The sequence below is a fragment of the Pantoea sp. S18 genome (assembly GCF_045689705.1).
Classification (GTDB): Bacteria; Pseudomonadota; Gammaproteobacteria; order Enterobacterales; family Enterobacteriaceae; genus Pantoea; species Pantoea symbiotica.
Genome location: NZ_CP142688.1, coordinates 4,138,158 through 4,156,675, shown reverse-complemented (window position 1 = coordinate 4,156,675; position 18,518 = coordinate 4,138,158). Strand labels below are relative to the sequence as shown.

Genomic DNA, 18,518 nt, shown 5'->3' with positions numbered 1-18,518 from the left:
GACTATCAACTTGACGGCTTAAGACATACAGCTTTGCCCGCGCCTCTCGATTTGTCACTGAATCCTGATATTTTTGCCGCCATAAATCCGAGGCGGCCTGTTTTGTGCTGCTTATCCTTTGTTTCTCAGGCAGACATTTTGTTCCATGTTGATAAGTAAAACGCAAAATCGCTTTCTGTTATTCATGCTGATCGTGCTGGTGGCGGTTGGGCAGATGGCGCAAACCATCTATGTACCTGCAATGGCCAACATGGCCGAAACGCTCAATGTGCGCAGCGGGGCGATCCAGCAGGTGATGGCCGCCTATCTGATGACCTACGGCGGATCGCAGTTGATCTACGGCCCGCTCTCGGACAGTTTTGGCCGCCGTCCGGTGATCCTGATTGGCATGACGATCTTTGCCGTCGGCGCGTTGATCGCCATGTTCGCGCCCTCGCTCGACATTCTGGTATTGGGCAGCGCGGTGCAAGGTTTAGGGACTGGCGTCGCGGGCGTGATGGCGCGCACCATGCCGCGCGATCTCTATTCTGGCATCGCCCTGCGTCAGGCGAACAGCCTGCTGAATATGGGCATTCTGGTGAGTCCGCTGCTGGCGCCGGTGATTGGTGCACTGCTGACGCATCTGTTTGGCTGGCATGCCTGCTTCGCCTTCCTGCTGCTGCTGTGCGTCGGCGTCACCGCCTCGATGGCGCGCTGGCTGCCGGAAACGCGTCCTGTTGATACGCCCGCCACACCGTTCCTGCGCCGTTATGCCACTTTGCTGAGCGACGGCAACTTCGTGCGTTATCTGCTGCTGCTAATTGGCGCGCTGGCCGGTATCGCGGTGTTTGAAGCCAGCTGCGGCGTGCTGATGGGCGGCGTATTGGGGCTGGATGGCTTGACCGTCAGCATCCTGTTTATCCTGCCGATTCCGGCGGCGTTCTTTGGCGCCTGGTTTGCCGGACGTGAGCAGAAATCCTGGCACACGCTGATGTGGTACGGCGTAAACAGTTGCCTGTTGGCTGGATTATTGATGTGGGTTCCCGCCTGGTTTGGCGTGATGAACATCTGGACGCTGCTGGTGCCCGCTGCGCTGTTCTTCTTTGGCGCGGGCATGCTGTTTCCGCTGGCAACCTCGGGCGCGATGGAGCCGTATGCTTGGCTGGCGGGCAGCGCCGGTGCATTAATCGGTGGTTTGCAGAACCTCGGTTCCGGTGTGGTGGCGTGGCTTTCTGCACTGTTGCCGCAGCACGATCAATCCAGCCTTGGCATGCTGATGTTCGTGACGTCGCTGGTGATGTTGCTGTGCTGGTGGCCGCTCTCTCGTCATCCAGAGAGCGGCAAGCAGGTGATTACAGGATAAATTGATGCAGCGCCGCGTCTTTGCGATCCAGATAGTGGATTGACTGGATGCGGCGAATGGTGCGCGATTTGCCGCGCACCAGCAGGGTTTCGCTGGTGGCGATGTTGCCGTTACGCGTGATGCCTTTCAGCAAATCGCCGGTGGTGATGCCGGTGGCAGCGAAGATAACGTTATCGTTGCGTGCCATCTGATCCAGCTTCAGCACCTGACCGGCTTCAATGCCCATCTCGGCGCAGCGTTGCAGTTCATTCTCGCCGAGGCGACGATTCTCTTCGCTATCGCCTTTCACCTCGTGACGCGCCAGCAGGCGCGCCTGCATGTCGCCGTCCATCGCGCGAATGACTGCCGCCGACACCACACCTTCCGGTGCGCCACCGATGCCGTACATCACATCCACTTCGCTATCCGGCATACAGGTCAGAATCGAGGCCGCGACATCGCCATCCGGGAAGGAGAACACGCGCACACCGAGCTGCTGCAGCTGGGCAATCACCGCATCGTGGCGTGGCTTAGCCAGAATCGACACCGTTAATTGGCTGAGCGGTTTGCCCAATGCCAGCGCGATGTTTTTCAGGTTGATATCAAGCGGCAGATTGAGGTCGATGGCGCCACGCGCGCCCGGTCCAACAATCAGCTTTTCCATGTACATATCAGGTGCGTGCAGGAAGCTGCCTTTGTCTCCAACCGCCAGTACCGCCAGTGCATTGGCCTGGCCCATCGCCGTCATGCGCGTGCCTTCGATCGGATCGACCGCGATATCCACTGCATCGCCACGGCCGGTACCGACTTTCTCATCGATATACAGCATCGGCGCTTCGTCGATTTCGCCTTCGCCAATCACAATCTGGCCGTCGATATCGATGGTGTTGAGCATAATGCGCATGGCGTGAACGGCTGCGCCGTCGGCCGCATTTTTATCGCCGCGTCCTAACCAGTGATAGCCCGCCAGAGCGGCGGCTTCGGTCACGCGGGAAAATTCAATCGCGAGTTCTCGTTTCATGGTGGCACCTGATAAAAAACAGGCAGGCAGTTTAACACAGCGGGGAAAAGTGGCAGGGGGAAAAACCCGCGGCAGGGCGCCGCGGGTTAGCAGGATTTTACTCTTCGTCTTCCCACGCTTTAGCGCGAGCGACCGCTTTCTTCCAGCCGGCGTAACGGACGTTACGTTCGGTGGTTTCGATGCTTGGGCGGAACTCACGCTCAATCACCGCTTTAGCGCGAACTTCTTCCAGATCGTTCCAGAAGCCAACCGCTAAGCCCGCCAGATACGCCGCACCCAGCGCCGTAACTTCACGCACTTCCGGACGCTCAACGCGCGTGCCGAGAATGTCAGACTGGAACTGCATCAGGAAGTTGTTGGCAACCGCACCACCATCCACGCGCAGTGATTGCAGGCGGGTGCCCGCATCGTTCTGCATCGCTTCCAGTACGTCGCGCGTCTGGTAAGCAATCGACTCCAGAGTTGCACGGATTATGTGGTTAGCGTTCGCACCGCGCGTCAGACCGAAAATCGCGCCGCGTGCATACGGATCCCAATATGGCGCACCCAAACCGGTGAAGGCTGGCACCATATACACGCCGTTGGTGTCTTTCACTTTCAACGCGAAGTATTCAGAGTCGGTTGAATCGCTGATCAACTTCATCTCATCACGCAGCCACTGAATCGACGCACCACCGATAAACACCGCACCTTCCAGCGCATAGTTCACTTCGCCGCGTGGGCCGCACGCGATGGTGGTCAGCAGGCCATGCGTTGAGGTCACAGCTTCGGTGCCGGTGTTCATCAGCATGAAGCAGCCAGTGCCGTAAGTGTTTTTCGCCATACCCGGTTGTACGCACAGCTGGCCGTACAGCGCCGCTTGTTGGTCACCCGCGATACCAGCGATTGGAATACGCGTACCACCTTTACCACCAATGTTGGTCTGACCGTACACTTCAGAAGAGCCTTTCACTTCTGGCAGCATTTCACGCGGGATATCGAGGATCTCCAGCATGCGCTCATCCCACTCCAGCTTGTGGATGTTGTACATCATGGTACGTGAGGCGTTGGTGTGATCGGTGACGTGCACACGTCCCTGCGTCATTTTCCAAATCAGCCAGGTATCAACGGTACCGAACAGCAGTTCGCCGCGTTTGGCACGGTCACGCGCGCCTTCCACGTTATCCAGAATCCACTTCACCTTGGTGCCTGAGAAGTACGGGTTAATCACCAAACCGGTGGTGTGCTGGATGTACTCTTCCAGACCCTCTTTCTTCAGCTTGTTACAGTAATCTGCGGTGCGTGGATCCTGCCAGACGATGGCGTTGTAAACCGGTTTGCCGGTCTCTTTATCCCAGACGATGGCGGTTTCACGTTGGTTGGTGATACCAATCGCCGCGATTTGATCGGAGTTAATGTCGGCGTGTGCCAGCACTTCAACCAGCGTTGAGCTTTGTGACGCCCAGATATCCATTGGGTCATGTTCAACCCAACCCGCTTTCGGGTAGATCTGGGTAAATTCGCGCTGAGAAACCGCGACGATGTTGGCATCATGATCAAGCACCACGGCGCGTGAGCTGGTTGTGCCCTGATCGAGTGCAACTATATATTTTTTATCAGTAGTCATTGTGCTTTCCTGATGTGGTATCGATGAAACTTACGCTTTACGCTGCTGAGCGCGCGCAACCGGTTTTTCTGCTGTGCTGGCTTCCGCGACGTTAACTGGCAGATGGCGGCCAATCAGCGAACGGTAACCAAAGGCTCCGAGGCAAGCACCGACCAGCGGGCCAAAAATCGGAACCAGGAAGTAAGGAATATCTTTGCCACCGGTGAAGGCTACGTTGCCCCAGCCAGCGAAGAAGGCGAACAATTTTGGACCGAAGTCACGCGCCGGGTTGAGTGCGAAGCCGGTCAGTGGACCCATTGAGCCACCGATTACCGCGACCAGTAAACCAATCAACAGCGGAGCCAGCGGACCACGCGGTACACCGTTGCCGTCATCGGTCAGCGCCATGATCACCGCCATTAATACAGCTGTAATCACCATCTCAACCAGGAACGCCTGAGCGACGCTGATGTGCGGGTTCGGATAGGTAGAGAAGATACCGGCCAGATCGAGGCTTTCAACGCTGCCGCGCACCATTTGATGGCCCGCTTCGTAATCAAAGAACAGATTGTAGTAGAGACCGTAAACCAACGCGGCAGCGCAGAACGCGCCGGCAACCTGCGCCAGAATATAGGGAACAACTTTGCGACCTTCGAAATTAGCGAACAGGCACAGCGCGACGGTAACGGCTGGGTTAAGATGCGCACCAGAAACGCCTGCGCTTAGATAGACTGCCATGGAGACGGCTAAACCCCAGATAATACAAATTTCCCACTGACCGAATGACGCACCGGCCAGTTTCAGTGCAGCAACACAGCCTGCACCAAAGAAGATAATCAAACCTGTGCCGAGAAATTCAGCGATGCACTGACCTTTTAGTGTGTTAGTTGTCTGACTCATAATGGCATTCCTGAAGCGAGGTTAAATTTTATCAGTTTTTGTTCTCATCCATGAGTCGCCCAGCTATCAATGTAGGGTTGATGTGAATTTATCGTTAACGAGCATAAACGAGAAATAGCGAAATTGAAAACTGTGTACTCCATCATAAAAATGCGCGTTTTCGCGTCTTTTGCGTTGCTTTGAGACCCATTTTTCCCGCTTTGCTGGTCGATGCTGATGTGATCGCGCACACAGATGCGCGAAGATGCGCATTTTTTTAGGCATAGACTGAAAAGTGTTACAGACTGCCCTCGCAGGCCTTGTGGCGCTGGACTTGCTGGGTTCGGCTACATACAATCGAGTCATCGTGGCTGAGCGCACCATAATAAGGCATGCACTAGCCCCATCAACGCCTTGCAAGATTTAGGAGAGGTCAGAAAGATGTCATTTGAAGTGTTCGAGAAACTGGAAGCGAAAGTACAGCAGGCGATTGATACCATCACTCTGCTGCAGATGGAAATTGAAGAGCTGAAAGAGCAAAACAATACGCTGAAAAACGAAGTCAGCCAGGCTTCAGGCAACCAGGATGCGCTGGTGCGTGAAAATCAGCATCTGAAAGAAGAGCAGCATGTCTGGCAGGATCGTCTGCGGGCACTGCTGGGAAAAATGGAAGAAGTTTAAGCGTCGATGCTTAAACCAACGGGTGCCGCGGCACCCGTTTTTGTTGCGGCTTACTCGATGTCGAGTGCGTCTTCAGACAAGATGATGCCGGTATTGTCGGCATACAGATGGTCACCAGAGAAGAAGGTCACGCCGCCGAAGTTAACGCGCACGTCACTTTCGCCAATGCCTTCACCCGCTGCACCCACCGGAATCGCCGCAATCGCCTGAATGCCGATTTCCAGCTCTTCAAGGTCGTCTACCTGACGCACCGAGCCGTAAACCACAATGCCTTCCCACTCATTTTGCGCCGCCAGACTCGCCAGCTGAGCATCGACCAGTGCGCGACGGACCGAACCGCCGCCATCCACCAGCAATACGCGACCCCGACCGTTCTCTTCCAGCAAATCGTAGAGTAAGCCGTTATCTTCGAAACATTTCACTGTGGTGATTTGACCACCGAATGAGCTGCGCCCACCAAAGTTCGAAAAAAGCGGTTCAACAACATTCACAGCTTCGTGGTAGATGTCACAGAGTTCAGATGTATCGTATTTCATGAGGGTTTTCGTCTGTTTGCCACAGGAGCGCTAAGTATATCGCTATCTGGCGATTGTTGGCAAAATCATCAACCGCCAAAAAAAGCGCTGCATCAATATCCTGCGTAAAAAAAAGCCCGGCACAGTGGCCGGGCAGCGATTTCGCGGGTGAAGCTTACAGAATGAAGCGGCTGAGATCTTCGTCGGCCACCAGCTCATCCAGATGCTTACCAACGTACTCGGCATCGATAGTGATCGATTCACCGTTACGATCGCTGGCGTCATAGGAGATATCTTCCATCAGACGCTCCAGCACGGTATGCAGACGACGCGCACCGATGTTCTCGGTGGTTTCGTTCACCTGCCAGGCGGCTTCGGCGATACGACGCACGGCGTCATCGGTGAAGTCGATATTGACCCCTTCGGTGCCCATCAATGCTTTGTACTGCACGGTAACCGACGCGTTCGGCTCGGTGAGGATGCGCTCGAAGTCATTGACGGTCAGCGCCTGCAGCTCAACGCGAATCGGCAGACGACCTTGCAGTTCTGGGATCAGATCTGACGGGCTAGCGACCTGGAACGCGCCGGAAGCGATAAACAGAATGTGGTCGGTTTTCACCATGCCGTGCTTGGTGGAAACGGTGCAACCTTCTACCAGCGGCAGCAGGTCGCGCTGCACACCTTCACGTGACACGTCTGGACCGCCCGCATTCTGGCCGCCGCGCTTACAGATTTTGTCGATTTCGTCGATGAACACGATACCGTGCTGCTCAACGGCATCGATGGCATCCTGCTTCAGCTCTTCCGGGTTCACCAGCTTGGCCGCTTCTTCTTCAATCAGCAGCTTCATGGCTTCTTTGATTTTCAGCTTACGCGGTTTTTGCTTCTGGCCACCGAGGTTCTGGAACATCGATTGCAGCTGGCTGGTCATCTCTTCCATGCCCGGAGGCGCCATGATTTCAACGCCAGCCGATGAAGCAGCCAGATCGATCTCAATCTCTTTGTCATCCAGCTGGCCTTCGCGCAGTTTCTTGCGGAACGACTGACGCGCTGTTGATGGCTCAGCCGCTTGTTCAGCCTGACCCCAGTTATTTTTCGCGGGTGGGATCAGCACATCGAGGATGCGCTCTTCCGCCATCTCTTCCGCGCGGTATTTGTTCTTCTCGATCGCCTGGCTGCGCACCATCTTGATGGCAGAATCGGTCAGATCGCGAATGATGGAATCCACCTCTTTACCGACGTAACCGACTTCGGTGAATTTGGTGGCTTCCACTTTGATGAACGGTGCGTTAGCCAGTTTGGCTAAACGACGGGCGATTTCGGTTTTACCGACGCCGGTTGGACCAATCATCAGAATGTTTTTCGGCGTCACTTCGTGGCGCAGCTCTTCGTCGAGCTGCATGCGGCGCCAGCGGTTACGCAGGGCGATCGCGACCGCCTTCTTTGCGCCGTCCTGGCCGATAATAAAGCGGTTAAGCTCGCTGACAATCTCGCGTGGAGTCATCTCAGACATGATGTTTAGTCCTTAGCCTTAGACGGTAATGCTTCGAAGTTAATATTGTGGTTGGTGTAGATACAGATATCGCCGGCGATGTTCAGCGCTTTCTCCACGATATCGTGCGCACCAATGTCGGTGTTTTCCAGCAGCGCGCGTGCCGCTGCCTGGGCGTAAGGCCCACCAGAACCAATTGCAATCAGGTCATTTTCCGGCTGGATAACGTCGCCGTTGCCGCTGATGATTAATGAGGAGTTTTCGTCGGCCACCGCCAGCAGCGCTTCGAGGCGACGCAGCATGCGATCGGTACGCCAATCTTTAGCAAGTTCGACCGCCGCTTTCACCAGATGGCCCTGGTGCATTTCCAGCTTGCGCTCAAACAGTTCAAACAGGGTGAAGGCATCTGCGGTACCGCCAGCAAAACCGGCGATCACTTTATCGTTGTAAAGACGACGGACTTTTTTAACGTTGCCTTTCATTACGGTATTGCCGAGCGTAGCCTGGCCATCACCGCCAATCACTACCTGGCCGTTGCGTCGTACACTTACTATTGTTGTCACGGGCAGACCCCTTGTTGCAGTAGAAAAGGAACTCCGCGCACTCGGCGCGGAGTATCATGCAACCAGATATGGGGTAGGAAAAAGGGGTTTCAACCCCCAGCAGCGAGGGGAATACAACTTCCGTGGCCGGAACTGTGTAAGCGTTTGACTGTGCTGTCGGCGCTGCTGCGATCTTTGAACGGCCCGATCACCACGCGATTCCAGCCACCGCCGGTAGTAATGCGGCTCTCGAATCCTTCAAATGCCAGACCGGCGCGTACTGATTCCGCCTGATCGGTACCTTTGAACGATCCACACTGCACCATCCAGCGCTGTGAAGAGGCTTTCTCTTCGGTTTTCGCCTTGGCCGTTTCCTGCGGTTTGCTCTGCTGCGTTGGCTCACGCGTGATAGGCGCAGCTTGCTGTTGTTGCTGCTGACGCGCGGCCTGTTGTTGCTGCAACTGTTGCTGACGCTGCTGCTGTTGTAACTGTTGCTGCTGACGTTGCAACTGCTGCTGTTGTTGCTGCTGAACCTGCTGCTGCTGTTGTTGCACCTGCTGACGCTGCAGCGTTTGCTGGCGCTGCGCCGGGGTTTGTTCGTTCCACGGCACTTCGTTCAACTGCGTCGGCTGCTGGCGCATATCGGCCTGCATCTGCTCCAGCAACTGGCGCTGTTCATCGGTCAGCTGAGTTTGAGATTGCACGCCACCGGCCGAAGGCTCAGTCGGCGACGGAACGGTAATTTGGCGATTTTCCAGCTCTTTGATGTACTTCCAGCGCTCTTCCGGCTTCGGCGGCAGGCCGTTACCGTTGGCTTTGTGGTTTGGAATGACCTCAATCTCTTCTTTCTTATGATGCGAGATGAACCATAAACCACCGGCAAAGGTGACCAGCACGGCCACGGCCAGTACCATCATGAGCTTTGAAGTGCCTGATCCGCCTTTGCTTTTCTTGCTGCGGCTGGCGGGTTTTTTGCGACGCGTCCCTGTTGAACGCCCGCGGCCTACATAATCTTTCTGTGCCACTTTCGTTCTGCTACCCTTCAAAAAAATGCCAATGGGCATGTAAATGTGCTGTTAATTGCCCGGCAATGAATGCGCCATGTTACGCAAGGGCTGGAACTTTGACCAGCACAGTCTGCCTTCAGAATCCGCTGAAAATGCAGGCTTCTACGCGCTATTTTTCTCGTTTTGCTGCCGGTGCCGTACTGCCACGCACGCGCAACTCCGCATCCAGCAGGCGCGAGCCGTTATTCACGCGTTTACCCTGCAGCTCATCAAGTAATAGCAGCATCGCTTCACGACCGATAGCAAAGCGCGGCTGTGCCACGGTGGTCAGCGGTGGATCGTAGTATTGCGCCAGTTCGATATCATCAAAGCCCACTACCGACAAATCCTGTGGAATGCGCATGCCCAATTTGCGTGCCTGATTCATCGCGCCCAGCGCCATTAAATCGCTATGGCAGAAGATCGCTTTCGGAGGCTGCGGCAAACTCATCAACTGCTTAAGCGCATTTGCACCGGCTTCAAAGGTGAAGTCGCCGTGCACAATCATCGTCGGATCGATGGCGATGTTGCTGCGACGCAGCGCCTGAATGTAGCCCTGCAAACGATATTGGCTCAGCGGAATATGTTCTGGCCCGGTGATGCAGGCGATTTGGCGATGACCGAGCTGCAACAGGTGATTTACTGCTTCAAAAGCGGCGGTCAGGTTATCGATATGCACCGTTGGCAAGGCCATTTCCGGCGCAAATTCGTTGCCCATCACCATTGGCGGCAGGTTACGCTGATCTTCAATGCCCGCCTCAAATGGCAGCTGTGAACCCAACAGCACCATGCCGTCGATTTGTCGCGTCAGCATTAAATTCAGGAAGGTCTTTTCCTGTTTGTTCTGATGGGCGCAATCGCCAATCAGTACCAGATAACCTTCATGCGCAGCGGTAACTTCCACGCCGCGAATGATCTCACTGAAGAAGGGATCGCAGATGTCCGGCACAATCACCAGAATGGTTTGCGTTTCACCGCGTTTGGCATTGCGCGCCAAACCGTGCGGCGCATAACCCACGGCAATCACGGCTTTTTCGACCTTGAGCCGGGTCGCAGCAGAGACTTTTTCTGGATTCATCAACGCACGTGAAACCGTGGCGGTTGAAACGCCTGCTTTCTCGGCCACATCTTTCATGGTGGCGGCGGTGGAGGGTTGCTTCTGGTCCAACGTATAACTCCTGACGCGGTACAGCGCATTGATTTTCTGACATTACCGGGCTTCAACCGGGTCGGCACTATTGTTAACCCAAGGTCGCGCCGGGTTGTTACTTAATTTGCATAAAAATTGTGACTTGTGCGACTTTTTTCGATCTGGCTCGCAGATGTGGCGTGGCTTAGCTCTCGGTGGGATCGATATCCAGCGTCCATTTCACTTTACGTGACGCGGGCAAGGTGGCGATCAGCGGCAGCGATCCGCTCAACAGCTGTTGCAGACGTTTGCGTGACGGATGCTGCAACAGCAGTTGCCAGCGCCAGCGTCCGCTGCGTTTCGGTGCCAATGCCGGAACCGGCCCCATCAGCCACATCGCCTCATCTTTTAGCGGACTGGCTTCCAGCAAATTGCGCAGCTGAGTAAGGAATTCCGCCGCTTGTTGGTTATCCATATCTTCTGCGCGGAACAGCGCATGGCTGGTCCACGGCGGCAGCTGCACCGACTGACGTTCCAGCAACGTTTGATCGGCAAAAGCAAAATAGCCGCGATGCAGCAACGTTTGCAGCAGCGGATGTTCCGGATGATGAGTTTGCAGCAACACTTCGCCCTGTTTGCCGGCTCGACCTGCGCGGCCCGCGACCTGCGTGTAAAGCTGAGCGAAGCGCTCGGCGGCGCGGAAATCGGCAGAGAACAGCGCGCCATCGACATCCAGCAGCGACACCAGCGTGACATCCGGGAAGTGATGACCTTTCGCCAGCATTTGCGTGCCCACCAGAATACGCGCGCCGCCGCGATGCACATCGGCCAGATGCTGCTCAAGCGCACCTTTACGGCTGGTGGTGTCGCGATCGATGCGCGATACCGGCACGCCGGGGAACAGCGTGCCCAACTGCTGCTCCAGCTGTTCGGTGCCGACGCCAACCGGCATCAAATGCGTCGAACCACAGCTCGGGCACTGATTCGGCAGCGGGCGCTGGCTATCACAATGGTGGCAGCGCAGCTGGCGATGGTTCTGGTGCAGCGTGTAGTAGCTATCGCAGCGTTGACACTCCGCCAGCCAGCCGCAATCGTGGCACATCAGCGCCGGAGAGAAGCCGCGGCGATTGAGGAATAGCAGAACCTGATTGTCGGCCTGTAGATGTTGGCGCATTTTGCCAAGCAGCGCCGGTGCCAGCCCGCCTTTCAGCTGCTGGCCTTTAAGATCGATCAGCTGCTGCAACGCCGGTTTAGCATTGCCCGCGCGTTTGGTGAGATTGAGCTGGCGATATTTGCCGACGCGCACGTTGTGCAGCGTTTCCAGCGCCGGCGTGGCCGAACCCATCACAATCGGAATGTCTTCCTCATGCGCGCGGAACACCGCCAGATCACGCGCCTGATAGCGCCAGCCTTCCTGCTGTTTGTACGAGCTGTCGTGCTCTTCATCAATAATGATGACGCCGGGACGCGCCAGCGGCGTGAACAGCGCCGAGCGTGTGCCGATAACAATCGCCGTTTCGCCGCTGCGCGCACGCAGCCAGACGGCCAGGCGTTCGCTGTCATTCAGCGCCGAGTGCAGCACATCAATCGGCGCATCGAAACGTTCGCGGAAGCGGGCGATGGTTTGCGGCGTCAGGCCGATTTCCGGCACCAGCACCAAAGCCTGTTTGCCGCGTGCCAGCACGTTTTCCAGCACGCTGAGATACACTTCGGTTTTACCCGAACCGGTAATGCCGGCCAGTAGCCACGGCGCATAGTGATCGTCTTCACTGCGCATCGCGCCCACCGCCATCGCCTGATCGGTATTCAGGCGCAGGCGATCACCTTTGACGGCAAAGCTGGTGCGCCAGTCGTGCATCTGCGGCGTATGTTCACGCAAATCGCACAAGCCTTTAGCGCGCAACGCTTGCAGCGCGGCATCGGTAAAATCGTGTTCGCTGACCTGATGACGATAGAGCGGTCGCTGACGCAGCATCGCCAGTGCTTGCTGCTGCTTCGGCGCGCGCTTCAGGCTCTCCATCGCCACTTCACGGCCAGCATCATTTATCACCCATTGCCACAGCGGCGCTTCCTGCGCCGGTTTGCCCTGACGCAGCAGCACCGGCAGCGCATGGCTCAGCACTTCGCCGAGCGGAGAATGATAATAGGTGGCGGCCCAATGCAAAATGCGCCACAGGGCGGGCGAGAACAGACTTTGATCGTCGAGCACGCTTTCTATCTGCTTGAGCTGCGTCAGTGGCAGATCGCTGGTCTCGCGCGTGCCGACCACAATGCCGATCATTTTGCGATTGCCGAACGGCACATTCACGCGTGCGCCCGCCACCGGCTGCGGCGCATCGGCAGGCAGCAAGTAGTCAAACAGGCGAGGTAGCGGAACGGGCAGGGCAACCTGAACAACGGGCATCTGAATCTCTATCCAGTTCTGAATTAAGGAGAAGTAGTGTACACGCCTAATTAGGAAGCTGCTATTTGCTAAAACCGGTTAATTTCTGTATACTATGCCGCCTCCGATGAGATCGCTTGTCGGAGCATACACTTAATGTTCAACCGCGTGTGGTGCTGTGCAGGCTGAGCCTGGCACGGAGAGCGACACGGCCTTTTATGAGGTTCTCCCATGAAACAAGGTATTCACCCTAAGTACGAAGCAGTAACCATGACTTGCTCTTGCGGTAACGTGATCAACACCCGTTCAACCATGGCTTCTGGTCTGAACCTGGACGTGTGCGGCAAATGCCACCCGTTCTACACTGGTAAGCAGCGTATTGCTGACACCGGTGGCCGTGTAGATCGCTTCAACAAGCGTTTCAGCGTGCCAGCAAGCAAGAAATAAGATTTTTGGCCGTCGAATCTTCGCGATTCGGCAGCAAGAAAAAACCCAGCCTCGGCTGGGTTTTTTTATTTCTGGCTTCAGTATTCCCAGCTATCGGGATCGATGCCCATTTCACGCATAATCTGTTTCGCTTCTTCCGGAATCTCATCGCTGCGTTCTTTACGCAAATCGACATCGTTCGGCAGAGGCTGCCCGGTGAAAGCATGCAAAAAGGCTTCACACAGCAGTTCGCTGTTGGTGGCGTGACGCAGGTTATTCACCTGACGGCGGGTGCGCTCATCCGTTAAAATCTTCAGCACTTTCAGCGGGATAGAAACTGTGATTTTCTTAACCTGCTCGCTCTTCTTGCCATGTTCAGCGTAAGGGCTGATATATTCGCCGTTCCATTCAGCCATGGGTTACCTTAATCAATAAAAGTTGAATATGGGGAAATCCGTTGATTATGCCCGATTTTTCGATGCCTGACCCCTTAAACCGCAGGTTTTATGCTTGAGCACCGCTTCTGCAAAGGAAAGCGCGCTGAACACCAGGCGATGACGGACAATTTTAGCGGTTATTGATGATTTGCTCAATCTATACGCAAAGACATTTAGATGTCCAGATGTATTGACGTCTATGTGCGGAATGTTATTCTGTTGCTCTTCTTTTTCTTCAGGAACAGTAAGCACCATGACGCGTAAACAGGCAACCATCGCAGTCCGTAGCGGTTTGAATGATGACGAGCAATATGGCTGCGTTGTCCCACCGATTCATCTCTCCAGCACCTATAACTTCCTCGACTTCAATGAGCCGCGTGCGCATGACTATTCACGTCGTGGTAACCCAACGCGTGATGTGGTGCAGCGCGCGTTGGCAGAGCTGGAAGGTGGTGCAGGCGCGGTATTAACCAATACCGGCATGTCGGCGATTCATCTGGTGACAACCGTGTTCCTGAAGCCGGGCGATCTGCTGGTTGCGCCGCACGATTGTTATGGCGGTAGCTATCGCCTGTTCGACAGCCTGAGCAAGCGCGGTGCGTATCGCGTTAAGTTTGTCGATCAGGGCGACAAAGCTGCGCTGGCCGCTGCTCTGGCCGAGAAGCCAAAACTGGTGCTGGTTGAAAGCCCAAGCAATCCTTTATTGCGCGTGGTGGATATCGCCAGCATCTGCGCCGCCGCGCGTGAAGCGGGCGCCATTAGCGTGGTGGACAACACCTTCCTCAGCCCGGCGTTGCAAAACCCGCTGGCGCTGGGTGCCGATCTGGTTGTTCACTCCTGCACCAAATACCTGAATGGTCACTCTGATGTGGTGGCGGGCGCGGTGATTTCGAAAGATCCGGCGATGGCCACCGATCTGGCGTGGTGGGCGAATAATATTGGTGTAACCGGCGCAGCGTTTGATAGCTACCTGCTGCTGCGCGGTTTGCGCACGCTGTCGCCGCGCATCGCCGCAGCACAACGCAATGCATTGGCGATTGTTGATTACCTGAAGCAACAACCGCTGGTGAAAAAACTGTATCATCCGTCTCTGCCGGAAAATGCCGGTCATGAGTTTGCGGTACGTCAGCAGCGTGGCTTTGGTGCCATGTTGAGTTTCGAAATCGATGCCGATGAGGCTCGCCTGCGCCGCTTCCTGAAAGCGCTGCAGCTGTTCACGCTGGCCGAATCGCTCGGCGGCGTAGAGAGTTTGATTTCGCATACCGCAACCATGACGCATGCCGGCATGTCTGCAGAAGCGCGCGCGGCAGCGGGAATATCGGAAACACTGCTGCGTATTTCTGTTGGGATTGAAGATCACGAAGATTTAATCGCCGATCTGGATAATGCATTCCGGATCGCAGCCGAGGAGTAATCATGACGAGTTCAGTGGGCGCGGGAACGCCGATCAAGCAGTTGCATAAATTTGGTGGCAGTAGCCTGGCCGACGCACGTTGCTATCAGCGCGTGGCCAGCATCATGGCGGATTACAGCCAGCCAGGCGACTTAATGGTGGTCTCTGCCGCAGGCAGCACCACTAACCAGTTGATCAGCTGGCTGAAATTGAGCCAGAGCGATCGCTTATCTGCCCATCAGGTGCAACAGGCTTTACGGCGTTTTCACAGCGAGTTAATTGCTGCGCTGCTGCCTGCTGAATATGCCGAAACCCTGACGTCTTCCTTTATACGCGATCTGGAAAGACTGGCGGCGCTGCTCGATGGCACCATCACCGATGCGGTGTATGCCGAAGTGGTGGGGCACGGTGAAATCTGGTCAGCGCGCTTGATGGCTGCCGTGCTAAGCCAGCGTGAGATCGAAGCCGCCTGGCTGGATGCACGTGACTTCCTACGTGCCGAACGTGCCGCGCAGCCGCAGGTTGATGAAGGCAAATCCTGGCCGCTGTTGCAGGAGTTGTTAACACAGCATCCGCATAAGCGTTTGGTAGTGACCGGATTTATCAGCCGCAGTGAAGCGGGTGAAACCGTACTGCTCGGTCGTAACGGCTCGGATTACTCGGCTACGCAAATTGGTGCGCTGGCGGGCGTCGGTCGCGTCACCATCTGGAGCGATGTGGCGGGCGTTTACAGTGCCGATCCGCGCAAAGTTTCTGATGCGTGCCTGCTGCCGCTGCTGCGTCTTGATGAAGCCAGCGAGCTGGCGCGTCTGGCTGCGCCGGTGCTGCACACTCGTACCTTGCAGCCGGTTTCCAACAGCGACATCGATTTGCAGCTGCGTTGCAGTTATCAACCGGAGCAAGGCTCGACGCGTATTGAACGCGTGCTGGCCTCCGGCACCGGCGCGCGTATCGTCACCAGCCACGATGATGTGTGTCTGGTGGAGATTCAAATCCCCGACAATCACGATTTCAAAACGCAGCAGAAAGAGATCGATCTGCTGCTGAAGCGCGCGCAGCTGCGTCCGCTGGCGATCGGCGTGCATCCCGATCGTCGCCTGCTGCAGCTGTGTTACACCTCGGAAGTAGTGAATAGCGCCTTCAACCTGTTGCAGGATGCCGCACTGCCGGGCCATCTGCAGCTGCGCGACGGTTTAGCGCTGGTGGCGCTGGTGGGCGCGGGCGTGACGCGTAATCCGCTGCACAGCCACCGCTTCTGGCAACAGATCAAAGATCAGCCGGTGGAATTTGTCTGGCAATCCGAAGATCACATCAGCATCGTGGCGTTACTGCGCGTCGGCCCTACGCAGCACCTGATTCAGGGACTGCATCAGTCGCTGTTCCGCGCAGAAAAACGCATCGGTTTGATGTTGTTCGGCAAAGGCAACATCGGTTCACGCTGGCTGGAGCTGTTTGCCCGCGAGCAGGAAACATTGTCGGCGCGTACGGGATTTGAGTATGTGCTGGCGGGCGTGGCAGACAGCAGCCGTAGTTTGCTGAGCTACGACGGTCTGGAAGCCAGCCGCGCATTGGCGTTTTTTGATGATGAAGCGGTCGAGCGTGATGAAGAGTCGCTGTTCCTGTGGATGCGTGCGCACCCGTTCGATGATTTAGTGGTGCTGGACGTCACCGCCAGCGAGCAGCTGGCGCAGCAGTATCACGATTTCGCCAGCCACGGCTTCCACGTTATCAGCGCCAACAAGGTTGCCGGTGCGTCGAGTGGTCAGAGCTGGCGTCAGGTGCGCGATGCTTTCGCCAAAACCGGTCGTCACTGGCTGTATAACGCCACCGTCGGTGCCGGTTTGCCGGTCAATCACACGGTGCGCGATCTGCGCGAAAGCGGCGACAGCATTCTGGCAATCAGCGGCATTTTCTCCGGCACGCTTTCCTGGCTGTTCCTGCAATTTGACGGCACGGTGCCATTTAGTGAGCTGGTCGATCAGGCGTGGCAGCAAGGCTTGACCGAACCGGACCCGCGCGTTGATTTATCCGGGCAGGATGTAATGCGCAAGCTGGTGATTCTGGCGCGTGAAGCGGGCTACGACATCGAGCCGGATCAGGTACGTGTCGAATCGCTGGTGCCGGCGATTTGCGACGGTGAGTCGATTGATCACTTCTTCGAAAACGCCGATGAGCTGAATGACCAGATGCTGCAGCGTCTGGAAGCGGCGCAGGAGATGGGCTTAGTGCTGCGTTACGTGGCGCGTTTTGATGCCAATGGCAAAGCGCGCGTCGGCGTCGAAGCGGTACGTCCCGAGCATCCGCTGGCCGCGTTGCTGCCGTGCGATAACGTGTTTGCCATCGAAAGCCGCTGGTATCGCGATAATCCGCTGGTGATTCGCGGACCGGGCGCGGGCCGTGATGTCACGGCGGGCGCGCTGCAATCGGATATCAACCGCCTCGCACAGCTGCTGTAATCTGCCTCACTCTGCAGACGGCATCGTCCGTCTGCACTCTTCACCTTCTCCCGCGCATCATGAAACGCTTTCACCTTGATTGAAGATTTGTCACGCCCGTACATTAATTTTCTGTTGACGCTGGCGCGCGAATCGTTCATTTTGTGCATCTGGACGTCTAAACGTATGGATGTTCGAAGGCCGCAAAATAATCGATATGTGATGACGAGGTAATTAGGATGAGTTTCTTTCACGCCAATCAACGCGAAGCGTTGAACCAGAGCCTGGCTGAGTTGAACGGGCAAATTAATGTCTCTTTCGAATTTTTCCCGCCACGCACCAGTGAAATGGAAGAAACTCTGTGGAGCTCAATCGATCGACTGAGCAGCCTGAAGCCGAAATTCGTCTCCGTCACCTACGGTGCCAACTCGGGCGAGCGCGACCGTACGCACAGCATCATTAAAGGCATTAAAGATCGTACCGGTCTGGAAGCGGCACCGCATCTGACCTGTATCGATGCCACGCGTGATGAGCTGCGCGCTATCGCACGTGATTACTGGGATAGCGGCATTCGTCATATCGTGGCACTGCGCGGTGATTTACCGCCGGGCAGCGGCAAGCCGGAAATGTACGGTTCGGATTTGGTTGAATTGCTGAAAGACGTCGGCGATTTCGATATCTCGGTGGCGGCCTATCCGGAAGTGCATCCTGAAGCGAAAAGCGCGCAGGCTGATTTGATCAACCTGAAACGTAAAATCGATGCCGGTGCTAACCGCGCCATCACCCAGTTCTTCTTCGATGTGGAAAGCTACCTGCGCTTCCGCGACCGCTGTGTCGCAACCGGTATCGATGTGGAAATCGTGCCGGGTATTTTGCCGGTTTCTAACTTCAAGCAGCTACAACGCTTCGCCACCATGACCAATGTGCGTGTGCCGGGCTGGATGAGTGCGATGTTTGAAGGTCTGGATAACGATCCGGAAACGCGCAAAATGGTGGGTGCAAGTGTCGCTATGGACATGGTGAAAATCCTGTCGCGAGAAGGCGTGAAGGATTTCCATTTCTATACGCTGAACCGCGCAGAGTTGAGTTACGCGATTTGCCACACGCTGGGCGTGCGTCCGGCGATGGGTGGATAAGATTGGCGGTCGCCATGAATGGCGACCCTACAGGTTTCCGGTTTTGTAGGGTGCGCATTCATGCGCACCGGTAAAACAATAAAAAAGGAGCCGGTTG

16 protein-coding genes are annotated in these 18,518 nt (G+C 56.0%); 6 read left to right on the top strand and 10 right to left on the bottom strand.

All coding sequences use genetic code 11. The features are described 5' to 3' along the window. Nucleotides 1-145: 145 nt before the first annotated feature. Nucleotides 146-1,342, top strand: a complete 1,197-nt coding sequence (emrD, locus tag VIJ98_RS19345; protein WP_323275536.1) for a multidrug efflux MFS transporter EmrD — start codon at nt 146-148, stop codon at nt 1,340-1,342. Here the strand turns inward: emrD and glpX are convergent. The 3 genes from glpX to VIJ98_RS19330 all read right to left on the bottom strand — a co-directional run bounded on the left by glpX (nt 1,332) and on the right by VIJ98_RS19330 (nt 4,827). Further along, nucleotides 1,332-2,342 (bottom strand): class II fructose-bisphosphatase, encoded by a 1,011-nt coding sequence (gene glpX / locus VIJ98_RS19340; protein WP_323275534.1) that lies wholly within the window; start codon nt 2,340-2,342, stop codon nt 1,332-1,334. The two genes, emrD and glpX, sit on opposite strands and share 11 nt — an antisense overlap. A 97-nt stretch (nt 2,343-2,439) precedes the next feature. Next, nucleotides 2,440-3,948 carry a glycerol kinase GlpK gene (gene glpK, locus VIJ98_RS19335; RefSeq protein WP_008109683.1) on the bottom strand — a complete coding sequence of 503 codons (1,509 nt, stop codon included), beginning with the start codon at nt 3,946-3,948 and terminating at the stop codon, nt 2,440-2,442. Nucleotides 3,949-3,978: 30 nt separating this feature from the next. After that, nucleotides 3,979-4,827 carry an MIP/aquaporin family protein gene (locus VIJ98_RS19330; protein WP_061720295.1) on the bottom strand — a complete coding sequence of 283 codons (849 nt, stop codon included), beginning with the start codon at nt 4,825-4,827 and terminating at the stop codon, nt 3,979-3,981. Nucleotides 4,828-5,247: 420 nt separating this feature from the next. Here VIJ98_RS19330 and zapB point away from each other — a divergent pair, with 420 nt between their 5' ends. Beyond that, the gene (zapB, locus tag VIJ98_RS19325; RefSeq protein ID WP_007885384.1) at nt 5,248-5,487 is read left to right on the top strand and encodes a cell division protein ZapB; all 240 of its coding nucleotides are present in this window, start codon (nt 5,248-5,250) and stop codon (nt 5,485-5,487) included. 50 nt (nt 5,488-5,537) lie between these two features. Here the strand turns inward: zapB and rraA are convergent, their stop codons facing one another. The 6 genes from rraA to priA all read right to left on the bottom strand — a co-directional run bounded on the left by rraA (nt 5,538) and on the right by priA (nt 12,615). Continuing rightward, nucleotides 5,538-6,023: a ribonuclease E activity regulator RraA gene (gene rraA, locus VIJ98_RS19320; protein WP_061720294.1), complete on the bottom strand. Its 486-nt coding sequence runs from the start codon at nt 6,021-6,023 to the stop codon at nt 5,538-5,540. Nucleotides 6,024-6,177: 154 nt separating this feature from the next. Continuing rightward, complete coding sequence (hslU, locus tag VIJ98_RS19315; RefSeq protein ID WP_008109676.1) at nt 6,178-7,515, bottom strand: HslU--HslV peptidase ATPase subunit; 1,338 nt, start codon at nt 7,513-7,515, stop codon at nt 6,178-6,180. Between the two features lie 5 nt (nt 7,516-7,520). Next, a complete protein-coding gene (gene hslV, locus VIJ98_RS19310) occupies nt 7,521-8,057 on the bottom strand; it encodes an ATP-dependent protease subunit HslV (protein ID WP_008109674.1) in 537 nt (178 codons plus the stop codon). A gap of 89 nt (nt 8,058-8,146) precedes the next feature. Continuing rightward, nucleotides 8,147-9,061 (bottom strand): cell division protein FtsN, encoded by a 915-nt coding sequence (gene ftsN, locus VIJ98_RS19305; protein ID WP_323275532.1) that lies wholly within the window; start codon nt 9,059-9,061, stop codon nt 8,147-8,149. 151 nt (nt 9,062-9,212) lie between these two features. Then, a complete protein-coding gene (cytR, locus tag VIJ98_RS19300; protein ID WP_374990650.1) occupies nt 9,213-10,217 on the bottom strand; it encodes a DNA-binding transcriptional regulator CytR in 1,005 nt (334 codons plus the stop codon). Nucleotides 10,218-10,416: 199 nt separating this feature from the next. Continuing rightward, nucleotides 10,417-12,615 (bottom strand): primosomal protein N', encoded by a 2,199-nt coding sequence (priA, locus tag VIJ98_RS19295; RefSeq protein WP_061720290.1) that lies wholly within the window; start codon nt 12,613-12,615, stop codon nt 10,417-10,419. Nucleotides 12,616-12,825: 210 nt separating this feature from the next. Here priA and rpmE point away from each other — a divergent pair, with 210 nt between their 5' ends. Next, the gene (rpmE, locus tag VIJ98_RS19290) at nt 12,826-13,041 is read left to right on the top strand and encodes a 50S ribosomal protein L31 (RefSeq protein WP_007885402.1); all 216 of its coding nucleotides are present in this window, start codon (nt 12,826-12,828) and stop codon (nt 13,039-13,041) included. 77 nt (nt 13,042-13,118) lie between these two features. On the opposite strand, the gene metJ is transcribed toward rpmE, so the two are convergent. Then, entirely contained in the window at nt 13,119-13,436 is a 318-nt protein-coding gene (gene metJ / locus VIJ98_RS19285; protein ID WP_007885403.1) for a met regulon transcriptional regulator MetJ, read from the bottom strand. 274 nt (nt 13,437-13,710) lie between these two features. Between metJ and metB the strand changes: the two genes are divergently transcribed. The 3 genes from metB to metF all read left to right on the top strand — a co-directional run bounded on the left by metB (nt 13,711) and on the right by metF (nt 18,421). Beyond that, nucleotides 13,711-14,871 carry a cystathionine gamma-synthase gene (gene metB, locus VIJ98_RS19280; protein ID WP_008109665.1) on the top strand — a complete coding sequence of 387 codons (1,161 nt, stop codon included), beginning with the start codon at nt 13,711-13,713 and terminating at the stop codon, nt 14,869-14,871. Nucleotides 14,872-14,873: 2 nt separating this feature from the next. Further along, complete coding sequence (locus tag VIJ98_RS19275; protein WP_323275528.1) at nt 14,874-17,306, top strand: bifunctional aspartate kinase/homoserine dehydrogenase II; 2,433 nt, start codon at nt 14,874-14,876, stop codon at nt 17,304-17,306. Between the two features lie 218 nt (nt 17,307-17,524). Beyond that, nucleotides 17,525-18,421 (top strand): methylenetetrahydrofolate reductase, encoded by an 897-nt coding sequence (gene metF / locus VIJ98_RS19270; protein WP_154157428.1) that lies wholly within the window; start codon nt 17,525-17,527, stop codon nt 18,419-18,421. Nucleotides 18,422-18,518 lie beyond the last annotated feature (97 nt).